The 20,364-nt window shown below is 61.7% G+C and carries 19 protein-coding genes; 4 read left to right on the top strand and 15 right to left on the bottom strand.

The window, feature by feature from the left end:
• Nucleotides 1-18: 18 nt before the first annotated feature.
• A complete protein-coding gene (gene glnL / locus VMV64_RS10055) occupies nt 19-1,083 on the top strand; it encodes a nitrogen regulation protein NR(II) (RefSeq protein ID WP_325329855.1) in 1,065 nt (354 codons plus the stop codon).
• 78 nt (nt 1,084-1,161) lie between these two features.
• A complete protein-coding gene (gene ntrC, locus VMV64_RS10050; RefSeq protein WP_325329853.1) occupies nt 1,162-2,562 on the top strand; it encodes a nitrogen regulation protein NR(I) in 1,401 nt (466 codons plus the stop codon).
• An 8-nt stretch (nt 2,563-2,570) separates the two neighbouring features.
• Here the strand turns inward: ntrC and VMV64_RS10045 are convergent, their stop codons facing one another.
• Nucleotides 2,571-3,260 (bottom strand): Crp/Fnr family transcriptional regulator, encoded by a 690-nt coding sequence (locus VMV64_RS10045; RefSeq protein ID WP_325329851.1) that lies wholly within the window; start codon nt 3,258-3,260, stop codon nt 2,571-2,573.
• An 85-nt stretch (nt 3,261-3,345) separates the two neighbouring features.
• On the opposite strand from VMV64_RS10045, the gene VMV64_RS10040 reads away from it, so the two are divergent.
• Nucleotides 3,346-3,756 (top strand): hypothetical protein, encoded by a 411-nt coding sequence (locus VMV64_RS10040; RefSeq protein WP_325329849.1) that lies wholly within the window; start codon nt 3,346-3,348, stop codon nt 3,754-3,756.
• Complete coding sequence (locus tag VMV64_RS10035; protein WP_325329847.1) at nt 3,753-4,430, top strand: glutaredoxin family protein; 678 nt, start codon at nt 3,753-3,755, stop codon at nt 4,428-4,430. Before VMV64_RS10040 ends, VMV64_RS10035 begins: the two co-directional genes overlap by 4 nt.
• Nucleotides 4,431-4,471: 41 nt before the next feature.
• On the opposite strand, the gene VMV64_RS10030 is transcribed toward VMV64_RS10035, so the two are convergent.
• From VMV64_RS10030 to VMV64_RS09965, 14 genes are all read right to left on the bottom strand, one after another.
• Complete coding sequence (locus VMV64_RS10030) at nt 4,472-5,824, bottom strand: virginiamycin B lyase family protein (RefSeq protein ID WP_325329845.1); 1,353 nt, start codon at nt 5,822-5,824, stop codon at nt 4,472-4,474.
• A 24-nt stretch (nt 5,825-5,848) separates the two neighbouring features.
• Nucleotides 5,849-7,762, bottom strand: a complete 1,914-nt coding sequence (locus VMV64_RS10025; protein WP_325329843.1) for a TonB-dependent receptor — start codon at nt 7,760-7,762, stop codon at nt 5,849-5,851.
• Nucleotides 7,756-8,520: an ABC transporter permease gene (locus VMV64_RS10020; RefSeq protein WP_325329841.1), complete on the bottom strand. Its 765-nt coding sequence runs from the start codon at nt 8,518-8,520 to the stop codon at nt 7,756-7,758. The genes VMV64_RS10025 and VMV64_RS10020 overlap by 7 nt, the downstream gene beginning before the upstream one ends.
• Nucleotides 8,511-9,245, bottom strand: coding sequence for an ABC transporter ATP-binding protein (locus VMV64_RS10015; protein ID WP_325329839.1), 735 nt, complete (start codon nt 9,243-9,245; stop codon nt 8,511-8,513). The genes VMV64_RS10020 and VMV64_RS10015 overlap by 10 nt, the downstream gene beginning before the upstream one ends.
• Nucleotides 9,246-9,259: 14 nt before the next feature.
• On the bottom strand, nt 9,260-10,384 hold the full coding sequence (locus VMV64_RS10010; RefSeq protein ID WP_325329836.1) for a radical SAM/SPASM domain-containing protein: 1,125 nt from the start codon (nt 10,382-10,384) through the stop codon (nt 9,260-9,262).
• Complete coding sequence (locus tag VMV64_RS10005) at nt 10,377-11,735, bottom strand: radical SAM/SPASM domain-containing protein (RefSeq protein ID WP_325329834.1); 1,359 nt, start codon at nt 11,733-11,735, stop codon at nt 10,377-10,379. The genes VMV64_RS10010 and VMV64_RS10005 overlap by 8 nt, the downstream gene beginning before the upstream one ends.
• Nucleotides 11,725-13,158, bottom strand: coding sequence for a radical SAM/SPASM domain-containing protein (locus VMV64_RS10000; protein WP_325329832.1), 1,434 nt, complete (start codon nt 13,156-13,158; stop codon nt 11,725-11,727). Before VMV64_RS10000 ends, VMV64_RS10005 begins: the two co-directional genes overlap by 11 nt.
• 75 nt (nt 13,159-13,233) lie before the next feature.
• On the bottom strand, nt 13,234-13,359 hold the full coding sequence (locus VMV64_RS09995; protein WP_325329830.1) for a hypothetical protein: 126 nt from the start codon (nt 13,357-13,359) through the stop codon (nt 13,234-13,236).
• 81 nt (nt 13,360-13,440) lie between these two features.
• Nucleotides 13,441-15,765, bottom strand: a complete 2,325-nt coding sequence (locus VMV64_RS09990; protein WP_325329828.1) for a TonB-dependent receptor — start codon at nt 15,763-15,765, stop codon at nt 13,441-13,443.
• A 168-nt stretch (nt 15,766-15,933) separates the two neighbouring features.
• Nucleotides 15,934-16,965 (bottom strand): FecR family protein, encoded by a 1,032-nt coding sequence (locus tag VMV64_RS09985; RefSeq protein ID WP_325329826.1) that lies wholly within the window; start codon nt 16,963-16,965, stop codon nt 15,934-15,936.
• Between the two features lie 100 nt (nt 16,966-17,065).
• On the bottom strand, nt 17,066-17,575 hold the full coding sequence (locus VMV64_RS09980; protein WP_325329825.1) for a sigma-70 family RNA polymerase sigma factor: 510 nt from the start codon (nt 17,573-17,575) through the stop codon (nt 17,066-17,068).
• A gap of 261 nt (nt 17,576-17,836) precedes the next feature.
• Nucleotides 17,837-18,598 carry an exodeoxyribonuclease III gene (gene xth / locus VMV64_RS09975; protein ID WP_325329823.1) on the bottom strand — a complete coding sequence of 254 codons (762 nt, stop codon included), beginning with the start codon at nt 18,596-18,598 and terminating at the stop codon, nt 17,837-17,839.
• 435 nt (nt 18,599-19,033) lie between these two features.
• Nucleotides 19,034-19,837 carry a transporter gene (locus VMV64_RS09970; protein ID WP_325329821.1) on the bottom strand — a complete coding sequence of 268 codons (804 nt, stop codon included), beginning with the start codon at nt 19,835-19,837 and terminating at the stop codon, nt 19,034-19,036.
• 241 nt (nt 19,838-20,078) lie between these two features.
• On the bottom strand, nt 20,079-20,364 hold a 286-nt coding region (locus VMV64_RS09965), incomplete at its 5' end, for a c-type cytochrome (protein ID WP_325329819.1).

Raw genomic sequence — 20,364 nt, 5'->3', positions numbered from 1 at the left:
CCCAGGGATGATGCACCCGTGACAACCAAACTCTTTGCCGGACTGGAACACCTGACCACCGCCGTGATCCTGCTCGATCAGGGTCTGCGGGTCGCTTATCTCAATCCGTCCGCGGAAAACCTGTTCAAGCTCAGCCGCAAGCATGTTGCCGGAATGCCTCTGCAGCAGGTTTTTGGCGATGCCGAAACGCTGCCCAAGGCCGTCGAGTCGGCGCTGCTCACCCAGGCCTGCTTCACCGAGCATGAAATTCTCCTGACCACACCCGGCAACCACAGCCTGTCCGTCAGCTGCACGGTCACGCCGGTGGAAATTGGCGCCATCAGCCTGATCCTGGAATTCCACCAGATCGACAAGCAGCTGAAAATCGCCCGCGAAGAGCGCATGCAGGTGCAGCAGCAGGCCAACCGGGAACTGCTGCGCAATCTCGCCCACGAAATCAAGAACCCGCTGGGCGGCCTGCGCGGCGCGGCGCAGCTCCTGGAGCACGAACTGCCCCGTACCGGCCTGCGCGAATACACCCAGGTGATCATCCAGGAAGCCGACCGCCTGCAGAAGCTGATGGACCGGTTGCTCACCCCCAGCCATCTGCCGCACCTGCGCGCCACCAACATCCACGAGGTGCTGGAGCGGGTGCGCAGCCTTACCCTGGCGGAAACACCCAAAGGCATCACCATCCGGCGCGACTACGACACCAGCCTGCCGGATCTCGTGGCGGACCCGGAACAACTGATCCAGGCGGTGCTCAATATCGTACGCAACGCGGTGCAATCCATGCAGGGCAAAGGAGAAATTATCCTGCGCACCCGCATCGCACGCCAGGTCACGCTGGCGAAAAAACGTTACCGCCAGGCTATCCAGGTGCAAATCATCGACAACGGCCCCGGCATTCCCGATGCAATCCGCGAAAAAATCTTCTATCCCCTGGTTTCTGGACGGGAGGGTGGCAGTGGCATGGGGCTGACCCTGGCGCAAACTCTGATCAACCAGCACCAGGGCACGATCGAATGCGATAGCCGGCCTGGGCATACCTGCTTTACTCTGCTGTTGCCGCTTACGGAGTTACAACCAAGTGCTAAGTCCTGAGTACAAAGTGGTTTGCCCCGCTTCGCGGAATGCTTTGAAAACTCAGGACTCAGGACTAATCACTTAGGACTGACAATTATGAAAGCCGTCTGGATCATCGACGATGACCACTCCATCCGCTGGGTGTTCGAAAAGGCGCTAGCGCGGGAACAAATCGAGTTCCGCTCCTTCCCCACCGCCCAGGATGCCCTGTCCGCGCTTGAAACCGATACGCCGCAAGTGGTGGTGAGCGACATCCGCATGCCCGGCACATCCGGACTGGACCTGCTGCAACAGATCAAGGAACGCCTGCCGGATGTGCCGGTGATCATCATGACTGCCTACTCCGATCTGGACAGTGCAGTTTCGGCTTTCCAGGGCGGCGCCTTCGACTACCTGCCCAAACCATTCGATGTCGACCACGCCGTGACGCTGATTCGTCGCGCCATGGACGAGAGTGTTCGCCAGGCGGCCAAGCCGGAAACCGCGGAATCCGTTACCGAAATCCTCGGCCAGGCGCCGGCGATGCAGGAGATTTTCCGCGCCATCGGCCGCTTGTCCCAATCGCACGTCACCGTGCTGATCAACGGCGAATCGGGTACCGGCAAGGAGCTGGTGGCGCGCGCACTGCACCGCCACAGCCCGCGTGCCGAGATGCCGTTCATCGCCCTCAACACCGCCGCCATTCCGAAGGACCTGCTCGAATCCGAGCTGTTCGGCCACGAGCGCGGCGCCTTTACCGGTGCGCAGGCCCTGCGTCGCGGGCGCTTCGAACAGGCCGACGGCGGCACCTTGTTCCTCGACGAAATCGGCGACATGCCGCCCGATTTGCAGACCCGGTTGCTACGCGTACTCTCCGACGGCCAGTTTTACCGTGTCGGTGGCCACCAGCCGATCAAGGTCAACGTGCGCGTCATCGCCGCCACCCACCAGAACCTGGAGCAGCACGTCAGGCAGGGACTGTTCCGCGAGGATCTGTTCCACCGCCTCAACGTCATCCGCCTGCGCCTGCCTCCATTGCGCGAACGCGGCGAGGACATTCCGCTCCTGGCCAAGTATTTTCTGCAGAAAAGTGCGCGCGAACTGGGGGTTGAACCGAAAAAACTGTCGCCGGCCGCGATGCGCTATCTCGGCACGCTCAGCTGGAGCGGCAACGTGCGCCAACTGGAGAACGTCTGCCACTGGCTAACGGTCATGGCGCCAGGGCAGAACATCGAAATCGCCGACCTGCCGCCTGACCTGCGCGAAGATCAGGCGGCAACCGCCGAGAGAAGCTGGCAGGAAGCATTAGGACGCGAAGCGGACAAGGAGTTCAACCGGGGCGAGCAGGGCGTGATGGACAAGTTCTCCCGCGACTTCGAGAAAATATTGATCGCCTGCGCGCTGAAGCACACCGCAGGCAGGCGCATCGAAGCCGCCACTCTACTGGGCTTGGGACGCAACACGCTGACACGCAAGATACAGGAACTGGGGCTGGAACAGGGCGGAATGGCGGAATAATTCCACACCTATCCCGGACATGCCGCGAGACAGCGCAAGGCGCGAAGATCCTTCAGCAATATGGTGTCGTTATGCGTTTCGATCATGCCGTCGCTGCGCAGGCGCGCCATGATGCGCGAAAAAGTCTCGGGCTGAATGCCGAGGCGGGAGGCAATCACCATCTTCGGCACCAATAGGCGTATGCAGGGTGATTGCATCACCCCTTCGGGCACCTGTTCAAGCAGATATTGGGCAAGGCGCTGCGTGCCGCTGTGCAGGGTGAGCCGGTCGATCTCATTGATCATGCCATGCAAACGCTGGCTCATGCTCAACATCAGACGAAAGCACAACTCGACGTTATCATGCATCTGCGTCATGAAGTCCTTGCAATCGAAAGCAAACACCGTCGATGGCTCGATTGCCGCGGCATGGAGAGGGTACTTGCCGGTGAACATCACCGCTTCGGCAAACAACTGCTTCGGCCCGGCCAGATCCATGACCTTTTCCGTGCCGTCCACCGAGGTCCGGTAGAGCTTGATCATGCCGCGCTGCACCAGGTAGAACTGGTGGCAGGAGTCGCCCTGGGAAAAAATGGTTTGGCCCGCGTACAGCTCCACCAAATAGCCGTGACTGGCGACCTGATTCAACTCCGCATCAGTGAGCTGCTCGAAAAGATGGCATTGCCTGATTTGTTCGATGTGTTGTTGAGTTAAGGCCATGGGCGGATTATAGGTGGAATTTGATATACATCAATGCACGTCGATTTAACCACCCCGATAATCCTGAGTTCCTGAGGAGCGTCACATGCACAAGCGCAACCGACTGTTTGTCTCTATCGCCCTGGTCTACGGACTGCTCGGCGGCCTGATTGCGATCGTTCGACTGATAGACCCCGGCCTGATCCCCGGCAATGTACCCCGCGCCCACGGTCACATCATGCTGCTCGGCTTCATCCTGATGATGATTTACGGCATTGCCCTGCACGTTTTGCCACGCTTCGGCGGCTTCCCTCTGTATTCCGAACCGATGGCTGACTGGCAACTGTATTTGGCCAATGCCGGCCTGCCGCTGATGATCGCCGGCTGGCTGGGCTGGCGCGACATGCTGGTGATGGCCGGGGGCGTGCTGACCTACGGCGCAATCGTGCTGTTCGGACTGAACATGATCCTCACTGTCCGCGCCGGAGGGCGTAGCAGAACCCTTCCTGTGCAATGAAAATCGAACTAATCGTTTCCGGCGTCTGCCCGTTCTGCCTGGAAGCGGAAAAAGTCTGGCGCGAAGTCGCTGCCGATCGCGGCTTCGAATTTTACGTAGTGGATATTGCCCAACCGGAAGGCGCGGCGCTGGCGCAGCGCCTCAAGCTGCAAACCGTTCCGGCGCTACTGATCGACGGCACGTTGCGGGCGGTCGGTGTGCAAAGCCCGGAGGAAGCGCTCACCCTGCTCCAACCTGCCCGCCAGGAAGCGCACGACCGGATGCAGCAGATGGGCTTCACCTTTTCCCCGGACAACCGCTGGTTTATCCTGGCAGCGCAGGCTTACCTGATGCTTGCCGGCCTGGGACTGCTGATGAATGGCAGCCTCCTCAGCGACAATGCCGCCCGCCCGGCATTCCTGCACCTGTTTACCTTCGGCTTTATGCTGTTCATGATTTACGGCCTTGCCAGCCACATGCTGCCGCGCTTCACCGGCAACCCGATCCGCGAGGGCGCCTGGCCCTGGCTGCAAATGGGTCTGGCTCATTGTGGGGTAATCGGCTATGCCGTTGGCTATCTTGCCGGCCGGCACACTCTGATTGTCGTGGGGGCCGTGCTGGCGTGGCTGTCGCTGGCGGTATTCGCTTTCAGGGTCTGGCCGGTGCTGTGGAACCATTCCACCAACACCGGATAATTTTGGCTCTCCAGCACGAGACCTGGAAAGCGGCCCATTTATTAGTTGAGGCCGTAATGAGTGTTGAAGTAACGCACCAGAATCTGTTTCTCATCATCGGTCAATCGTGGCACATTGCGCACCCGCATGTATTCCTGCATGCGCCCGATGCTCGGCGACCAGTCGCTGCGCCGCGACAGCAGGAGGCGCCGCGCGTCGTGGCAACTCAAGCACTTTTGCTCCGCAAGCCTTTCCACCCCGTCTGCTGTCGGCTTTAGCCGGCCAAGGCGCACCTCTTCGGCGCGCCGGCGATCCATCTCCTGTTTGTCGACGATGCGGGAGGCAAACTTGACCAGGCACACCTCGCCCTCACGGGCTTCCCGGCCGTCGTGCCGCGCGTCCAGGTTAACCAGATGCTCGACGAACTCGCCACTCTTCGTCAGCCGGTTGATGTTGTAGTTGTAAAACTCGGAAAAAACCACGTCGCCGCTGCGCGTCGCCAGGATGGCGAAAGCATCGTCGCCGTTCTCCGGCCGGTTGGCGTACGCCACCTTGCCCTGATGCGTAATGCGGCCGATCCTGCCGCCCTCCGCGGTAGTGAACCACAGCGTGCCGTCCCGGGCCAGGGACATTTGCTGGATGGAGGTATTCGGCGGAAGGACAGTTTCCGCCAGCTTGCCGTTTCGATCCAACCGCCCAATGACGCCGCGGCAATGGTCGGAGATGATCAGCCCGCCTCCCGGCACTGCCAGCAAATTGCTCGGGCAGCTGTTCTCCCAGCGGTGCACGAAAGTCCAGCGGCCATCGCGGTCGAGCCGCGCCAGCTTGCCCACCGGCCGGTCTTTACGCCCATCGGTGTCGCCCGGCACCAGCACCGACACCCATACCCGGTCGCTGCGGTCGATGGCGATTGAGGTTGGCCAGCCCTCGTCGAGGGGATAGCCGGTCATCCGTCCTGCCGCGATTCGGCCCACCTTCGAGACGAACGGCTGGCCATGGCCGGCATGCTCCCCTTCCTGGTCGGGAGCGTGGTTTCCCGCCATCTGGGTGAACCAGGCCTCGCCTTTGGAATCCACCGCTACCATGACCGGGTGGCCGTCTGTCGTGGCGTATTCGACGATTTTGCCGTCCCGCCCCAGCCGGCCGATCTTGGCGGCATCGCTCTCCACCAGCCAGATGTTGCCCCGACGGTCGAGCGCCAAGGAAGAAGGCTCCGCATTGGGGGTCGGCAGCCGGAAGGACTTGATCGTGCCATCCTGCGCCAGACGGGAAACGGCGTTGTTGTCCCCCTCGGTGAACCAGATGCCCCTCGCCTTGTCCTCGACGAAAGTATAGGAACCAAACGGGCGGCAGGCTTCCGCCGACACCGGGGCCAAACCAGCCAGCAACAACAATACCAGTCCGTGCAACTTCATTTTTCTTCCTCCTCTCAGTGCATTTCAGAATCTCAACGCCGCCTCGGCTCGCACGATCCTTCCCTCGGCGCGCCAGAAAAAGCCAGACATGTATTTCTTGTCGAACAGGTTGTCCACGGCCAGGGTAAGATCGGCGTCATTGAAACGCTTGGTGAGGGAAATATCCACCACGTGATAAGGCTCCCTTTCCCAGCGATAATCTTTGCTGTCCGTCACGGTATTGTTCTCATCCGTGAAGGAGGGCCCCACGAACCGCAGCAGCCCCTTAGTAGTGATGCCCGCCCCTCCCTCGTAACCGAAGCCCAGGTTGAACTTGTGCCGAGGCATGTCGGGCAGCTCTTTGCCGACCAGGGCAGGATTGGCCAGGTTTTCTGTCACCCGAGTCCGGGTGTAAGTGTAGTTGAAAAAGGCGGACCAGCCGCCGCCGGCCTTGTGGCTGAACTCGATCTCCGCGCCGCGGGATTCGGCCTGGCCGATGTTCTGGTTCTGCCGCTTGAGGGGAATGCCGTAATCCACGATCATCGCGCCGATCTTGTCGCGCCACAGGGTGTGAAAGACCGTCACCCCCGCCTCGGTGTCCGCCCCGAATTTCTGCCTGGCGCCCAGGTCCCAGGTGAGGGAGCGCTGGGGCTTGAGGGCGGGGTTGGCCAGCCACTGGGTGGCCGGCCCGACGTCGGCGTAGTAGAGCTGGTCCGGCGAGGGCGGCACGAAGCCGGTACCCACCGAGCCGTTGAGCGTGGTGCCGTCCATCGCCCAGCGCAGGCCGGCCTTGGGGCTGAAGGACCGCTTGGTCGTTTCATCCGCCGTGGTGTTTTTCACCAGGGAGGCGTCGTTGAAAATGGTAGTGTCGAAATAGCGGTAGCGGTCGTAGCGCCCGCTCAACTCCATGGAAAGGCCGCTCCACCGTTCACTCTGGTAGAGGAAATAGGCGGCGGCGTTGGACATCTTGGCGCGCAGCAGGAAGTCGGTGCCGCCGCTCTGGTAATCCCGCGTTTCATAGACATCGGCGTTCTGACCGTAGTGCAGGCCAAGATGCAGCGTTCCCGCCGCCCCTTTCGCCGCGCCGGTGACTTCCGCCTCGAACTTGCTGCCATCGCTGAGTAGCCAGCGGTTCGGCGCAAGGCCGGCCGCGTCCGTGCCGGTGCCCTGGTCCCGCAACCCCTTGTCCCGGTAGGCTTCGTGGCCGAGTGAAAGCCCCAGATCGGTCGCGGGCGACGGCTTCAGGGCGGAGGTGAAGCGCAGCGTGTCGATATCGTAGTCCTCCCACCAGTTCGGGCGGCCGTAGCGGGTCAGGAACGCGAAGCGCCTGGCCTGGAATTGCGCCTCCCGCCCATCATCGCGGAAGCCGATCCGAGCTTCCACCGTCGACTTGTCGGTCCGCTCGTCCTCGACCGTGACCTGGGAGGGATAGGGAGCGTCGGGTACGCGCCGGTAGCCCTGGACAAACTGGCGCTCGCCCATCACCCCGATGCTCGCCGGCGCCGCGCCCCCCGCCCCGCTCAGCCGGGTGTACCAGCTGCCGGACGAATTGACCCCCTGGACCAGCTCTAAGCGCTGCGTTGCCGCGGCCTTGCGGGTGGTGACGGCAATGGCGCCCCCCATGGCGTCGGCGCCGAAACGGGCCGACGCCGCCCCGCGCAGGATCTCGATCCGCTCCACCCGCTCGGGCTTGATCTGCCTGAGATCGGTCATGGTCGAGGCGAAGCCGTCCACGTAAATGGCGATACCGCGCACGCCCCGCATGGTGATCGTACCGCCGCTGTCGTCCAGCCCGACCTTCGAGCGCAGCAGCTCGATCAGGTCGGCGGGCTTTTCCCGTTCCATGTCCAGCGCCGTGATGACGGTGACGTTGGTGTCCTCCTTTCCGTCGGCCTCGGCCATTGCGGCGAGAGGCAGCAGCGCCCAGGCCCAGAGGAATGCCGCGATGACTTTCACCATGTGAAATCCCTGAACCGCCTCCTGAATGCCCAGTCGGCCAGCGGAATCAACACCGCCGCCGCCAGCGAGAGCCCGGCCAGCACCGTTCCCGCTTCCATGTGGGGGGAATCCGGGCTGTAGGCCGCCCGCAGCCCTTCGGCGATGTAGGTGGTGGGCAGCAGCAGCGCCAGATAGTTGAAAGGCGCGCCCAGCATGTCGTAGGAGTAGAAGGTGCAGCCGAAGAAGGTCATGGGCATCATCAGGAAGGAAAACACCTCCTGCCCCTTGTCGGGCGTTTCCGGAACCAGCAGCACCACCAGGGTGAAGAGGGAGAACAGCAACGCGCCGGCCGTCGCCGTCAGAACCATGTAGCCGACGTTCTGCGGCGCGAGTCCGAGGATCGCCCATACCAGCGCCGCCACCACGGTCCCGCCGGCGAGGCCGTAGCAGAGGCCGTTGAACACCAGCGCCGCCAGAAGCGTACGCAGCGGAACCGGCGCGAGCAGCCATTCCTCCATGGTGCGGAAATAGTAACCCGAGATCACGCCGCCGCCGATGGTGACGAAAGGGCCGGTGACCACGGAGATGGCGACGATGCCCGGCGCCATGATCCTGGCGTAGCCGCCGCCTTGGGCGGGGAGCATGCCGCCCACCACGTAGCCGAACACGAAGAGGTAAACCGCCGGCTGGACCAGCATCCGCACGGCGGTCAGCTTGAAGGCCGCGAGATCGGCGGCGGCATTCCGGTGCAGCAGCGCGAGCAGGAATTTCACGAACATCCTCCCACCGCGCGCCTGAACGCCGCCTCCACCCCGCCCCGCTCCGAAGCGTCCCGCCCGGCCCAGCGCGCCAGGTCCGCCACGGTTCCCTCCGCCACCAGCCGGCCGCCGTGGAGAATGCCGATCCGGTCGCACAAGCGCTCCGCCTCTTCGAGGTAGTGGGTGGAGAGGAAAACGGTGCCGCCGTTGCGGCGAAATTCCCCGACCTTGTCCCAGAGCAGGGCGCGGACATCGGGATCGAGGCCGGCGGTGGGCTCGTCGAGAATCAACAGCTCGGGCTCGGTGAGAAACGCCTTGGCCAGCATCGCCTTGCGCTTGGTGCCGCCGGACAGGCGCAGCACCGACTCCGTCGCCTTCCCTTCCAGCCCGAGCAGGGCGAGCCATTCCTCCACCCGCGGGGTGTAGTCCTTCTTTGCCAGACCGGCATAGCGGCAATGGAAGGCCAGGTTCTGCCGCACGTCGAGGTAGGTGTCGAGATTGTTCTCCTGAGGCACCACGCCGATGCGCCGCTTGATCTCGGCCGGACGCTCCATGGTGTCGAGGCCGAGAATGCGGACCCGGCCGGCGGTAGGGCGCAGCAGCGTTGCCAGCATCTTGATGGCCGAGGTCTTGCCCGCCCCGTTGAGGCCGAGCAGGCCAAAGATTTCGCCGTGCCGGACGCACATCGACAACCCTTCCACCGCCTTCACGCCGGAGGGATAGACCACCGTGGCGTGGTCGACCAACACCGCCGCCACGGCTAGCCGCCCCCCAAAAAGGCCTTGAGCCGGGCCTTCCCGGCCTCGTCGGCGGCGGCGCGGTCGAGCGGGGATGCCGTCTCCCTGGCGATTTTCTTGGTGAAGGCGCAGTGGCTGGCGGAGGGCTCGGCGATGTCACCGCGGCGCAGCAGCGACTGGGCCGGGCATTCGCCGCCGCAGTCGTAGCGGACGTCGCAGCAGGCGCATCTCGGGCGCTGTTCCACCGAGTTGCCCTTCAGCCGGACGGCGATCTCATGGAAGGCCGTGCCGGGAAAATCTGGATCGTGGACGCTGCCCATGCGGAAGGCGTCCGCGCCGACGAAATGGTCGCAGGGATACACGCCCCCGTCCGCCGCCACCGCCAGGACGCCCTCGCCGGCGGCGCAGGGATAAAGGCGCCGTTCGCCCAGCAGCCGGTGGGCGGCGACCTTGCAAAGCTCGTTCGCCACCACCGGCTCCTCCCCCGCCAGGATGCTTTCCAGGGAGGCGCGGTTGAGGCGGCCGTAGCCCGCCGTCCAGGCGCGCAGGCTGTCGCCACGCCACTCCGCCGCCAGCGCTGCGGGGGCGATGCGCAGGGAGACCGCGCCGAGGCCGTCGAGATAGCGGGCCGCCTCTTCCAGGCCGGCGGCATGCTGTTCCATCACCGTTCCCCGCAGGGCGAAGGGAATACCCGCCTCGCGCAGGCGCCGGATATTCGCCAGCACCGTACCGTGGACGTCGCCGTCGCCGTTCCTGAACCGCCGGCCGGCGTTGGTGGCGGCGGCATCCCCGTCAAGGCTGACCGCGATGTGGCGCACGTGTGCCTTGAGGAACGCCAGCCGCTCGTCGTCGAGCAGGGTGCCGTTAGTGGTAAGGCAGTAGACGAAGCGCACATCCCGCTGCGCCGCGAGTCGCTGCCCGTAGACCACGGTCTCCTTCATCAGTTCGAAGTTCAGCAGCGGCTCGCCGCCGAAGAAGGAAACCGCCACGGTCCCGCCCGCCAGCGGCAGCAGCCGATCGAAGGCGGCGCGCATGGTCTCCGGCCTCATCAGGGAAGCGCCCCGGCCGAAATCCCCGCCTTGAGCATAGCAGTAGCCGCAGGCGAGGTTGCAGTCCTGGGAGATCACCAGGTAGAGATTTCTAAGCATGGGCGACGTCTCTGGCGGCGCCGATGAACTTCCGGACGTTGGCGTACAGGCGATCCCGCTTTTCCGCCTGCCCAACCGTAGCAAGAAAGCGCCTGATCGCGGCCTCGGCGCAGCGTTTGGTCAGCAGGCAATGGCGCGGGTCTGGCCGGGACACGCCGCCGGTGGCGAAGTAGGCGTGGGCGTAGCAGGAACCGCCGCAGAAATACCGTGCCCAGCAGCCGGCGCATTCCCCAATGTTGTCCACCTCCAGGTCGGCGAAGGTCAACCGCACGCGGCGGCAGTCCTCGCTGTCGGTCTCGGTCACCTTGCCCATGTAGAACTCGGGAATTCCCACCAGGCCGTGGCAGGCATAAAGGGAGCCGTCGGCGGTGACGGCCAGGTCCCGGCCGGCGTTGCAGTGACGGCGGAGCTTGCGGCGGGTAAGCAGGTTGGCGACGACGTTGACCGCTTCCTCGGTGCCGCCTTCTTCCAGCGCGCGGTCCACGGCGTCCTCGGTCAGCGCCTCGTGCTGGCGCACGAAGTTTTCGAACTGCTCGGAGCCGATGGCGGCGGGGTTGTCCGGAGGCGTGCCGGCCGGAGTCAGGATGGCGCCGTCCGTGTTCAGCCCGCGCAGGTGTTCGAGGGATTCGGTGTAGAACGGCACGGCGGCGCCGGCGAGGGTGCCCTTGATCGTCAGCTTGGCCTTGCATTGGGCCCGGAGCCGCCCGATGTTGCCGACGATCCGGTCATAGGAGCCGTTGCCGGCGCGGCACCGGTAGAGGTCGTTGATCTCTTTCGGCCCATCCAGGCTTACCGTGACCGAGGAGAAATGCTCGTCCAGGAAAGCGAGAATCTCCCGGTTGAGCACGGTGCCGTTGGTGGTGATACCGAAGGAAATCTTCACCCCCTGCTCCGCCTCCAATTGGAGGCCGATCTCCACCGCCTTCCTGATGGTGCGGAAATTGAGCAGGGGCTCGCCGCCGTAGAAGGCGACGGCGTATTGCCGGCCCGGCTCGACGAAGAAGCGGCGGAAGGCAGCCTCAGCCACCTCCGGCGCCATCATCATGCGGGGGGCGGCAACGCGCCCGCGGTCGTTGTAGCAGTAGGCGCAGTCTAGATTGCAATCGTGGGCGACGTAGAGGCAGAGGCTGTCGGTCTCGCCCCAGGGCTTGCGGGTCGCGGGCGTGGCCGCGGCGCGCTGCGCCTCTTCGGAAACCACCGCCCCCAGTTCCGGAGGCAGGGAGCTCTTGCCATCCAGGAAGGCCCGCACCGCCTCCGCCTGACCGGGTGGCAGCCTGAACAGCCGGTAGCTTGTCGGAAAAAAAAGGACGCCCGCTCCTTCCCCTTCGATCAAATGGAAATCACGAAACACGGGCTGCTTCCACCCCCTTGCTGCCGTAGCGGCTGGACACGGCCGTACCAAGCCGGCCCATCAGCGCTTCCCGGCTGTCCGGCGACTCCACCAGGGCGACGATGTCGGGCAGGATTTCCTCGATCACGGTCTTGATGTAGAGGCAGTGGCGCTCCACCGGCGGGTCGATGTCGCCGTACTGGGCATGGGAATACTTGGCGCAGGAGCCGCCGCACAGGTAACGCGCCCAGCAGTCGCGGCAGCCCTCCCGGTTGTCCACGGTGGCATCGACGAAGCGCTGCCGGATCGCCCGGTAGCGCTCGCTCTCCCGCAGGGCGGGGTCGGCGACGTTGCCCATCTTGAACTCCTCGGTGCCGACGAAGCGGTGGCAGGGGTAGACGTCCCCCTCGGCGGTCACCGCCAGCAGGTTGGTGCCGGCGTTGCAGTGGTAGAGGGCGTGGCTGCGGGAAATGAAATAGAACAGGATGTAGAAGGGGTATTCGAAGGCCACCGGCTGGTCGTCCTCGACGAAGCTGCGCAGCCCCTTGCGGTTGACCTCGACGATCTGCTCGATGAAGCGCCGGTACTGGTAGTCGTCGAGGTAAAGCGGGCTGTCCTCGGGCACGTCCACGTTCACCACGCCGATGCCGCCCGGCTTGAAGGACTCCAGGTGGTTGTAGATTTCCGCCACCCGGTCGTAGCCGGCGCGGGTAACGATGGTGCGGAACGCCCAGTTGAAGCGTCCGTCCTCCGTGAACTTGCGGATGTTCTCGGTCACCGAGGAATAGACGCTGCCGCCGCACTTGCTCAAACGCTGGCCGTCGTTGAGGTCTTCCGGGCCGTCCAGACTGAAGGTGACGTCGTTTATGTGGTCGCGGAAAAACTGCGCGATCTCCTCATTATAAAAGGTACCGTTGGTGACGATGCCGAGGGAGACATCGGCCTTGCCCTCCTTGCGGAAGCGCTCGGACAGCTCGGCGGTTTGCTTCATCGTGGGGAAGTTCATCAGCGGCTCGCCGCCGAAAAATGTGACGAAGTGCTTGCCCTCGCCGCCGCCGAAAAAGGTGTCGAAGGTGCGGTTCAGCGTCGCCTCTTCCATCCTGCCGCGGCGGCCGTACTCGCCCTCGCCGCCGTAGCAGTAGGCGCACTTCAGGTTGCACTCCTGGGACAGGAAGAGGTAAAGCCCGGCGACCTTTTCGCTGATGTCCGCCGGCGTGCGCAGCACCTTGGCGGCAGGCGCCTTGCGGCAGTAGCCTTCCATGAAGGCGCGCGCCGCCTCCCAGCGCCGCTCCTCGAACTCCCCCGAAAGGGACTCGCCCTGCTCCACCCGCCTGAGTACCATGCGCGTGTCCTCGTCGATCTTGAACACCGCGACGGGTTGGGCCAGGAATAAATATGCCTGGTCGTCCTTGGTAAAGACGTGAAAATCCCTTGTATCAATCATGTTGCACCCTTTGTGAAGAAAGTTGCCCGTCCATTTCTTCGATCTACATCGCTTTGTTACTGGAACCTAAAGCTCTTACACCTTCGGACCGCAACCGCACATATTCCCGCCTTGGGTACCGCAGCAGGCACAGAGGGTCATGTTGTCGAACGCTTCGTTGCAACCTTCGAGAGATTCAAAAACGATTTCTTCAATTTCCATGATTGTTTCCTTTCAAATAGAACTACGTTGTGAAATGGCCGGGCATTAATCGGTATCGTACGAAATGAGAAACAGGTTGGCTCAGAATTTGCCGCTTATCCCGAGCCAGAAATTCCGCTCGTCGGCGAACTCGTATTCCCACTCGGTATAGCGCTTGTCGAACAGGTTGTTGACGGCGACATAGGCCTCCCACTCACCCACCCTGTTGGAGACCGGAAGCTTTGCTGACACCTTGGCGTCGGCGACGAAATAGCCCGGTGCGCGATGGTTCGGCTGGTTCCGATCGGTGAAATAACGCTCGCTTACATAGCGACCGCCCACGCGGGCGTCCCACGTCTTGTTGGGCGCATAGACGACCCCAAGATTGAGCTTGTTGGGGGCGACTCGCGAGACCCGTTTGCCTACGGTCAAGGGGTCGTTGGGGTTTTCCTTGATCTTGGAGTCGGTGTAGGCATAGTTCACGTAGGGCTGCCATCCTCCCGGCAGTTTACCTTCCAGGCCGAATTCGAGGCCATCGACGATCACCTTGCCGATGTTTTGATACTGATTTTTGACCGGAGCGGAGCTAACCCGAATGGAGGAAATCTTGTCCCGATAGTCGGTATGGAACACAGCCGCCCTGAGGGATGCCCAGCCCAGGCGCTGGTTAAGCCCGATCTCGTAGGAGGTGGAGCTTTCTGGCTTGAGGTCTGGGTTTTCAAGCCAAGTACTCCCGTTGGGGGACTTTAAATAGTTCAACGCGGGGACATAAGCAGTACCGGCCGAGGCATAGAATGAAGTAGCCGGCGAAAGATGGTATCGCAGCCCGGCACGCGGGTTGAAAACCGTCTCGGTCGAGTCTTTGTATCTTGGCACGCCGTTTCTGCTGTCGCCAAAGAGGGATATCCGGTCGAACCTTCCGCCCGCAATAAGCGTCCACGCGTCGGAGAAACGATGTTCGTCCTGCACGAAGAACCCGGTCATCTCGCTCTTTGTGATGTCGACCGTTTTCGTTCCTCCACCCAGGACATCGGTATTGGTGGTCTTTTGCTCACCAGTGCCGTAGGAAATCCCTAAGGTCAACAGGTTGTTGGAGCTCAAGCGCAGGTCGGCCTGCCCCTCCAGAGAGTCGGAGTCGCTCACCCGTTCATTCGTCGAACTCAGAATCAGGCTGCCTAGGTTGCCGTTATCGACCTCGTCATCGAACAGACCCAATGCCTTCACCCGCGATTTTCTGTAGAAAACCTTAAAGGTGGCCCTGCCATTCAATTCGTGGCGATACCCCAGCGTCATGGTTTCGCCGTCGTTGTTCAGGCGGTAGTTGGGGTGGCCGCCGAGCCAAGCAGAGCGTGTCCGGTACGACAATGCGCTGACAGTCAGTTCCTGATTGGCGGAAGGGCGGACCCCGGCCTGGAAACCAACCTTGCTGTCTGTCCAGTCCCGAGCCGCGAGGTCTTTGCTGCCCGATGGGTCCGGATCGGGCTGGGCAACATAACCATCGGTACGGAAATCGGATACGGACAGGCGGAAATCAACCGTGTCATTGGCCGTGCCCACCGCCGCGCCAAGGGTTTGGGAATTGTGCGATCCGACATTTGCATAAACTTCAGTGCCGGCCGGACCACTCCAGCGTTTCGGCAGAACGTTGATCACCCCGCCCACCGCGCTCGGGCCATAAAGAGCCGAGGCCGGCCCACGGACGACTTCGATGCGCTCGATATCCTGCGCCGCCAGGAAATTGAGTCCGCCACGCCCATTGATGGCGGAGACGACGGAATCAGTAGCCATGCCGTCCACTAGTACTTGGGTAGTCTGACCGGCAAAGGAACCTCCGACGCCGCGGACGATGATCGTCCCGGCACCGCCGGTGGCCGGGCTGGCGTTGACGTCGACACCCTCCACCTGTTTGAGCAATTCCTCCGTCTTGCGGGGTTGTTGGCGGGCGATATCGCGGGCATCAATGACACTCACGCTCGCGGGCACATCAGTGATTTCCCTTTCTGTTTTGGTGGCCGTCACCACAACCTCCGACAAACGCGCCGCGGCAGCGGCTTCCGGCTTTTTTCCTGCGTCTCCCTGGACGGTGAAGGTGTTGGCCGCCGTCGTCCGGTAGGAATAGGGCGTTCCCTTCAACAGCAGTTGCAGCGCCTCCTCCGCCGTATAGTTGCCGCTGACGCCCTTGGTGCGCGCGCCTTGCAGGGCGTCGGAGGCGAACAGCAACTGGGAATCGGTCTGGCTGGCCAAGGCCGTGAGCGCCGAGGAAAGCTCCTGGGGCGGGATGTTCACCGTCGCCTTGGCAGGATCGGCAAATGCCAGATTCGCCACCAGCATCGAAGCGGCCATCAGCGCGGAAACCGCGGCCATGCGTGGAAAAGAGACCAACTTGCGCGCGGCTGGATACAGCGCTCCCCTCGACTTCTTTTTCATTTTTTCTCCATGGTTCGTTTCGGATTAAAAGATACCGTTATCCTGTATGAGACGAATGCGGGAGAAAAAACCTGACGTTCCCGCGCAAATATTTTTTGCGCGAAATTATTTTGGGGGTGCGAAATGCGCGGAAGAGCGCGGAGGAGGCGCAGCCAGCGCGGGGAAAAACTAAAAGGCTTGAATTAGGCGCGGCGCGGTTTCAGCCCGGAGGGCGGAGAGAATAACGGTGCCGTTGCTGTTCTCCACCTGCACCGGCAGCACTTGCGGGATGACCCGCAGCAGGCCGTCCAGGTTGTTGGCGTTGAACACGCCGCTGACCTTGAGCGCGCTCAGGGCCGGGTCGGCAATGACAATCCGCCGGTCGTGATACCGGTTCAGTTCGCGAACTACGTCCGCCAGAGGGGTTCCATCGAAAACCAGTTTGCCGCTCCGCCATGCGGTCACGGTCTTTTCGTCGGCGGGCGATATGGCCGAAAGGCCATTTTCGGAGTAGAAGGCCTGCTGCCCCCTAGACAGGGCGAGGGTAGCGCCGGCATCGCCTCCCGCCGTGCTCCCGAGCCGGACTTCCACAGCGCCTTTGAGCACGGCTACCGCGACGCGGCGGTCGTCCCTGCGCACGTCGAACTGGGTGCCGATGTCGCGGATGACGCCGTTCCCCGCACCGACCTCGAAAGGCCTTTCTTCATGGACGACGGTAAACAGCGCTTCGCCTTTCTCCAGCCGTACCTTGCGCAGCTTCGCAGACATTTCCACCGTCAGCAGGGTATCGGTGCCGAGTTGCACCACCGACCCGTCCGGCAGGGTAATGCTCCTTTGCTCGCCTTTCGCCGTGACATAGGATTGCACGGCTGAGCCGTCGACGCCGAACCAGCCGATCCCGACCGCGATCAGCAGAACTGCGGCGGCGGCGAGCTGCGGCCAGCCGAAGGAAGAAAACCAGCGCAAGGGGCGACCCGCCGCTCTGGGTCGCGAAGCAACCCCGACCGGTTGGAGCTGCCCTTTCAGCCCATCCAGTTCCTCCCACATCAGGTGGAGCCGGTCATACTCCCTGCGGTGGACATCGCTTTCCGCCAGCCAGGCGTCGAAGCGCTGCCTGTCCACCTCGGAACAATCGTCCGCCCGCAGCCGCGCAAACCAGTACGCGGCCCGCTCGCTTGCCGCGGCGTCCTGCCGGGAGCCGAAATCGTCCATCGCTGTCATCGAGTCCACTGCATCCAATCTGAGAAACGGTACAAGACAGGATTGAATTTCGGACAATTCACGCATGTTGTCAAGCAAGGGATAAAAAAGAGGCTGCGGATCAGCCCGCCGCGTCCAGGCTTCTGCGGCAATGGGCGATGGCCTTGATGATGTGCTTTTCCACCATATTCTTGGAGATGCCCATTTCAGCGGCAATTTCCAGGTAGCTGCGATTTTCAAACTTGTGCATCAAAAAAGCCTGCCTGCATTTGGGCGGCAGTTCCGCAATGGCCTTTTTCAACTGGCCGAGACGCTGCTGGCCGTGGACGATGGACTCCGGTCCCGGAGTTTCGGAAGGCAGGTCTTCAGCCATGGCGATCTCGTCCGTCTGGTCCGCACGGGGCTGGGAGGTTCTATAAGCGTCCACGGTAAGATTGAGCGCCGTCCTATAAAGAAAGCCGCGGGGGTGGCGGATATGATAGCCGTCTTCGAGCGCCAGCATGCGCGCGAAGGCCTCCTGGGCAATCTCGTCGGCATCTTCGCGGTTGCGTAGCTTCGACGACAGGAACCTCCGCAGCTCGTCGTAGTATTGCCTGTACAGACTATCGATATTTTTTTTGGTCTCGGACATAAGGCCTCGGGAGAGGCACTTCGGGAGTTTTCCACCCCGGTTGGACAACGAGCCTCAATCGCAGCAATATACAAACTTTTTTGCCGTTTCACAATAAATATATTTAAAAACAACATGATACCGTGCCAATTGACACGTTTTTGGGGAAAACGCACAGCAGGGGACGGAATTCCCGGCGCCGCCGCGCCTTCTTGAATGGCGGAGGAAGCCGGAAGAGTGGAGGCCTGCGAGGAACAAAAGGACGGTGGAGAGAAATATCCGCTAGATCTCTGCCATCACCGGCGCATGATCGGAAGGCCGCTCCTGCTTGCGCGCCTCCTTGTCGATCACGCAGGATTTGCAGGTTTTCGCCAGTTCGGCGCTGAGCAGGATGTGGTCGATGCGTAGCCCCATGTTGCGGCGAAACGCATTCATGCGGTAATCCCACCAGGTGTAGGATTTTTCCGGCTGACCGAAGAGGCGGAAGCTGTCAACGAAACCGAGCTGGAGCAATTGCCGGAACGCCTCCCGCTCAGGCAGGCTGAACAGCACTTGGCCTTCCCAGGCTTGCGGATCATGGACGTCGCGCTCATCCGGCGCGATATTGAAATCACCCAGCACCACCAGTTTGGGGTGGCGCGCCAGCTCATCAGCCAACCAGGCCGTCAGGGCCGTCAGCCAGCCGAGCTTGTACTGGTACTTGTCGGAATCCACACTCTGGCCATTGGGAACGTAGAGGTTGATGACTCGCACGCCAGCGATGGCCGCCGCCAGCACGCGCTTTTGTGCATCCATGAAGCCGGGAATTTCGGTAACCACTTCCGAGGCCGGGGTTTTGCTCAGGATCGCCACGCCGTTATAGGTCTTCTGGCCGCTGAACACGGCCTGGTAGCCGGCGGCGGAGATTTCTGCCGCCGGAAAATTCACGTCCTCCTGCTTGGTTTCCTGCAGGCACAGCACATCCGGCTGATGTGCTGCAAGCCAGTCCAGAACCTGCGGTAGGCGAACCTTGAGGGAATTGACGTTCCAGGTAACCAGCTTCATATGTGGCTGTAATCAAGCATAGTCGAGATTGTTGTTTTGGTGCCTGAACGCATGGCTTTGCATCTGGCTGCCAAGATTGGGGGGGGGCGGGGCTATTGTGCCATGAAAAACTTGGCAGGCGGCGGGATTATGATTGTTCGGGCCGTATTCCGTTACCGGATCAGGCTGGTCACAGTGCTCGGCGGTTGCTGATAGCGATTGCTATCGTTGATAGAGGGGGATATCTCCGCCCACCTCGGATCGGCTTGACACCTGCCAACCGCGCCGGCCCCCGGGCTGACATTGATGGTTTCCAGCTCGACCATGCAGGTGCCGTGGTTGGCGTGCGCTTTAGAAGCTGTCTCAATAAATATCATGGGTGCGACTCGAGTCCGAAGCCGACGGACAGGCTTTCAAAAAGTAGACATATTGGAACAATATCTGGCCGTGATCGAATCACCATGTCCATTGGTAGCCGACATAGGAAGAAAACTTGTTCGTGTTATCGACATTAGTCAGCCCTTTGCCGGCGCTGAAGAGTAAGTGCTTGTGCTCGTCGAAGTTGTAAGACCCACCGAGGTTGAAGCCCGTGCTGGAGCCTTGGCCCGCAACTTGTTCTGTGTTGTGAAATATCTCGCCACCCAGGGTTAGATGCTCGGAAAGTTCCTTCTGCACCTGCCAGCCGAAGAACCAGTAATTTTTAGTGTCCGGGGCGCGGTTGATCCAATAGCCTCCACCGCCGTAACTTTGCCATTCGCCCCATTTCTTTTGCAGCCAGATGGGCAGAAAAATCTGTGTATCTCCGTTGCCCAGTCCCTTGTCCGCGTTCCCGGTGTGTGTCACAAGGATGGGGAAAGTCCCGACCATCGGACGGCTGTCGGTCTCCTGCATGAAACGATATTTGACGCCGAACTCGACATCGCCAAGTCCTCGTTGGCGCGGACCGTCCGCCGGGCTGCTGAAGGCGACTGGAGCGATGATGTGAAGCATGACATCGGGTGCCGAACCGTAGTTGAATTCGAAATGAGGTAGGGTTCCAGCCCGACCATCGGCCGTCTTGATCTGCTGCGTTGCAATATAGAACTCATGATGTTGGTATTCCACGGGTTCCGGATCGTCGGTCCGGTAGGGCGGACCCGCCAACGCAGGAATCGATAGACACGCCATGCAATACACGAGCGCGTCAACGGCCATACAGGTCTTTCGTTCCATGACAAGACGAATCCCCTTACCCGATGCCATTTCCCTTTTCGGCATCATGACGATGCTCCTCTCAAAATATTTTCTCGGTGTCTTCGCTGACGGATTCAAGTCTGATAGCGCTAACAGACCTTTGGCAATACACGCACCATGCGGAAAGCCAAAGTTCGCACGAGTACTCGCGTACTCAATGCAGGCTCAAGGTTAACTGTTGTATCTCCGGACACCGTCGAGCCAGACTTACCCTTAGTTTGACCAATGGCAACTGTTTTTCACCTAAGTATTGCCCGGCGGCGGACCTCTAGAGCGAGAGTATCCAGTCGGCCAGATTTTTCTGCTCGTTAATGTCCTTGGTATCGATGAGCTTGTGCTTCTCTTCCTTGCCGTCTGAAAGCTTGACCATCGGCTCCGTGGTGAAGTTGGTGATCAGCTTGCTCTGGCCATCAGCCTTGCCCCTGTATTTATCCGCAACTTTCTTGTAGGAAGGCCCTTTTTTGGACTTGTCGACAGCATGGCACTTGAAGCAGTCGTTCCTCTTTGCCAGCGCTCTTGCCGCGTCCTCATCGAAGGCTGATGCCTGGGACGGC

This window comes from Sulfuricella sp. (genome assembly GCF_035531155.1).
Taxonomy (GTDB): domain Bacteria; phylum Pseudomonadota; class Gammaproteobacteria; order Burkholderiales; family Sulfuricellaceae; genus Sulfuricella.
Note: the sequence above shows the minus strand (reverse complement) of the source record. Positions and strands in the feature narration are given on the sequence as shown.

What these genes read in the sequence shown, in the direction of transcription:
- ntrC (WP_325329853.1), top strand. Translation starts at nt 1,162, where the DNA reads ATGAAAGCCGTCTGGATCATCGACGATGACCACTCCATCCGCTGGGTG.
- VMV64_RS10045 (WP_325329851.1), bottom strand. Translation starts at nt 3,260, where the DNA reads ATGGCCTTAACTCAACAACACATCGAACAAATCAGGCAATGCCATCTT.
- VMV64_RS10040 (WP_325329849.1), top strand. Translation starts at nt 3,346, where the DNA reads ATGCACAAGCGCAACCGACTGTTTGTCTCTATCGCCCTGGTCTACGGA.
- VMV64_RS10035 (WP_325329847.1), top strand. Translation starts at nt 3,753, where the DNA reads ATGAAAATCGAACTAATCGTTTCCGGCGTCTGCCCGTTCTGCCTGGAA.
- VMV64_RS10030 (WP_325329845.1), bottom strand. Translation starts at nt 5,824, where the DNA reads ATGAAGTTGCACGGACTGGTATTGTTGTTGCTGGCTGGTTTGGCCCCG.
- VMV64_RS10025 (WP_325329843.1), bottom strand. Translation starts at nt 7,762, where the DNA reads ATGGTGAAAGTCATCGCGGCATTCCTCTGGGCCTGGGCGCTGCTGCCT.
- VMV64_RS10020 (WP_325329841.1), bottom strand. Translation starts at nt 8,520, where the DNA reads ATGTTCGTGAAATTCCTGCTCGCGCTGCTGCACCGGAATGCCGCCGCC.
- VMV64_RS10010 (WP_325329836.1), bottom strand. Translation starts at nt 10,384, where the DNA reads ATGCTTAGAAATCTCTACCTGGTGATCTCCCAGGACTGCAACCTCGCC.
- VMV64_RS10000 (WP_325329832.1), bottom strand. Translation starts at nt 13,158, where the DNA reads ATGATTGATACAAGGGATTTTCACGTCTTTACCAAGGACGACCAGGCA.
- VMV64_RS09995 (WP_325329830.1), bottom strand. Translation starts at nt 13,359, where the DNA reads ATGGAAATTGAAGAAATCGTTTTTGAATCTCTCGAAGGTTGCAACGAA.
- VMV64_RS09990 (WP_325329828.1), bottom strand. Translation starts at nt 15,765, where the DNA reads ATGAAAAAGAAGTCGAGGGGAGCGCTGTATCCAGCCGCGCGCAAGTTG.
- VMV64_RS09985 (WP_325329826.1), bottom strand. Translation starts at nt 16,965, where the DNA reads ATGACAGCGATGGACGATTTCGGCTCCCGGCAGGACGCCGCGGCAAGC.
- VMV64_RS09980 (WP_325329825.1), bottom strand. Translation starts at nt 17,575, where the DNA reads ATGTCCGAGACCAAAAAAAATATCGATAGTCTGTACAGGCAATACTAC.
- xth (WP_325329823.1), bottom strand. Translation starts at nt 18,598, where the DNA reads ATGAAGCTGGTTACCTGGAACGTCAATTCCCTCAAGGTTCGCCTACCG.
- VMV64_RS09970 (WP_325329821.1), bottom strand. Translation starts at nt 19,837, where the DNA reads ATGATGCCGAAAAGGGAAATGGCATCGGGTAAGGGGATTCGTCTTGTC.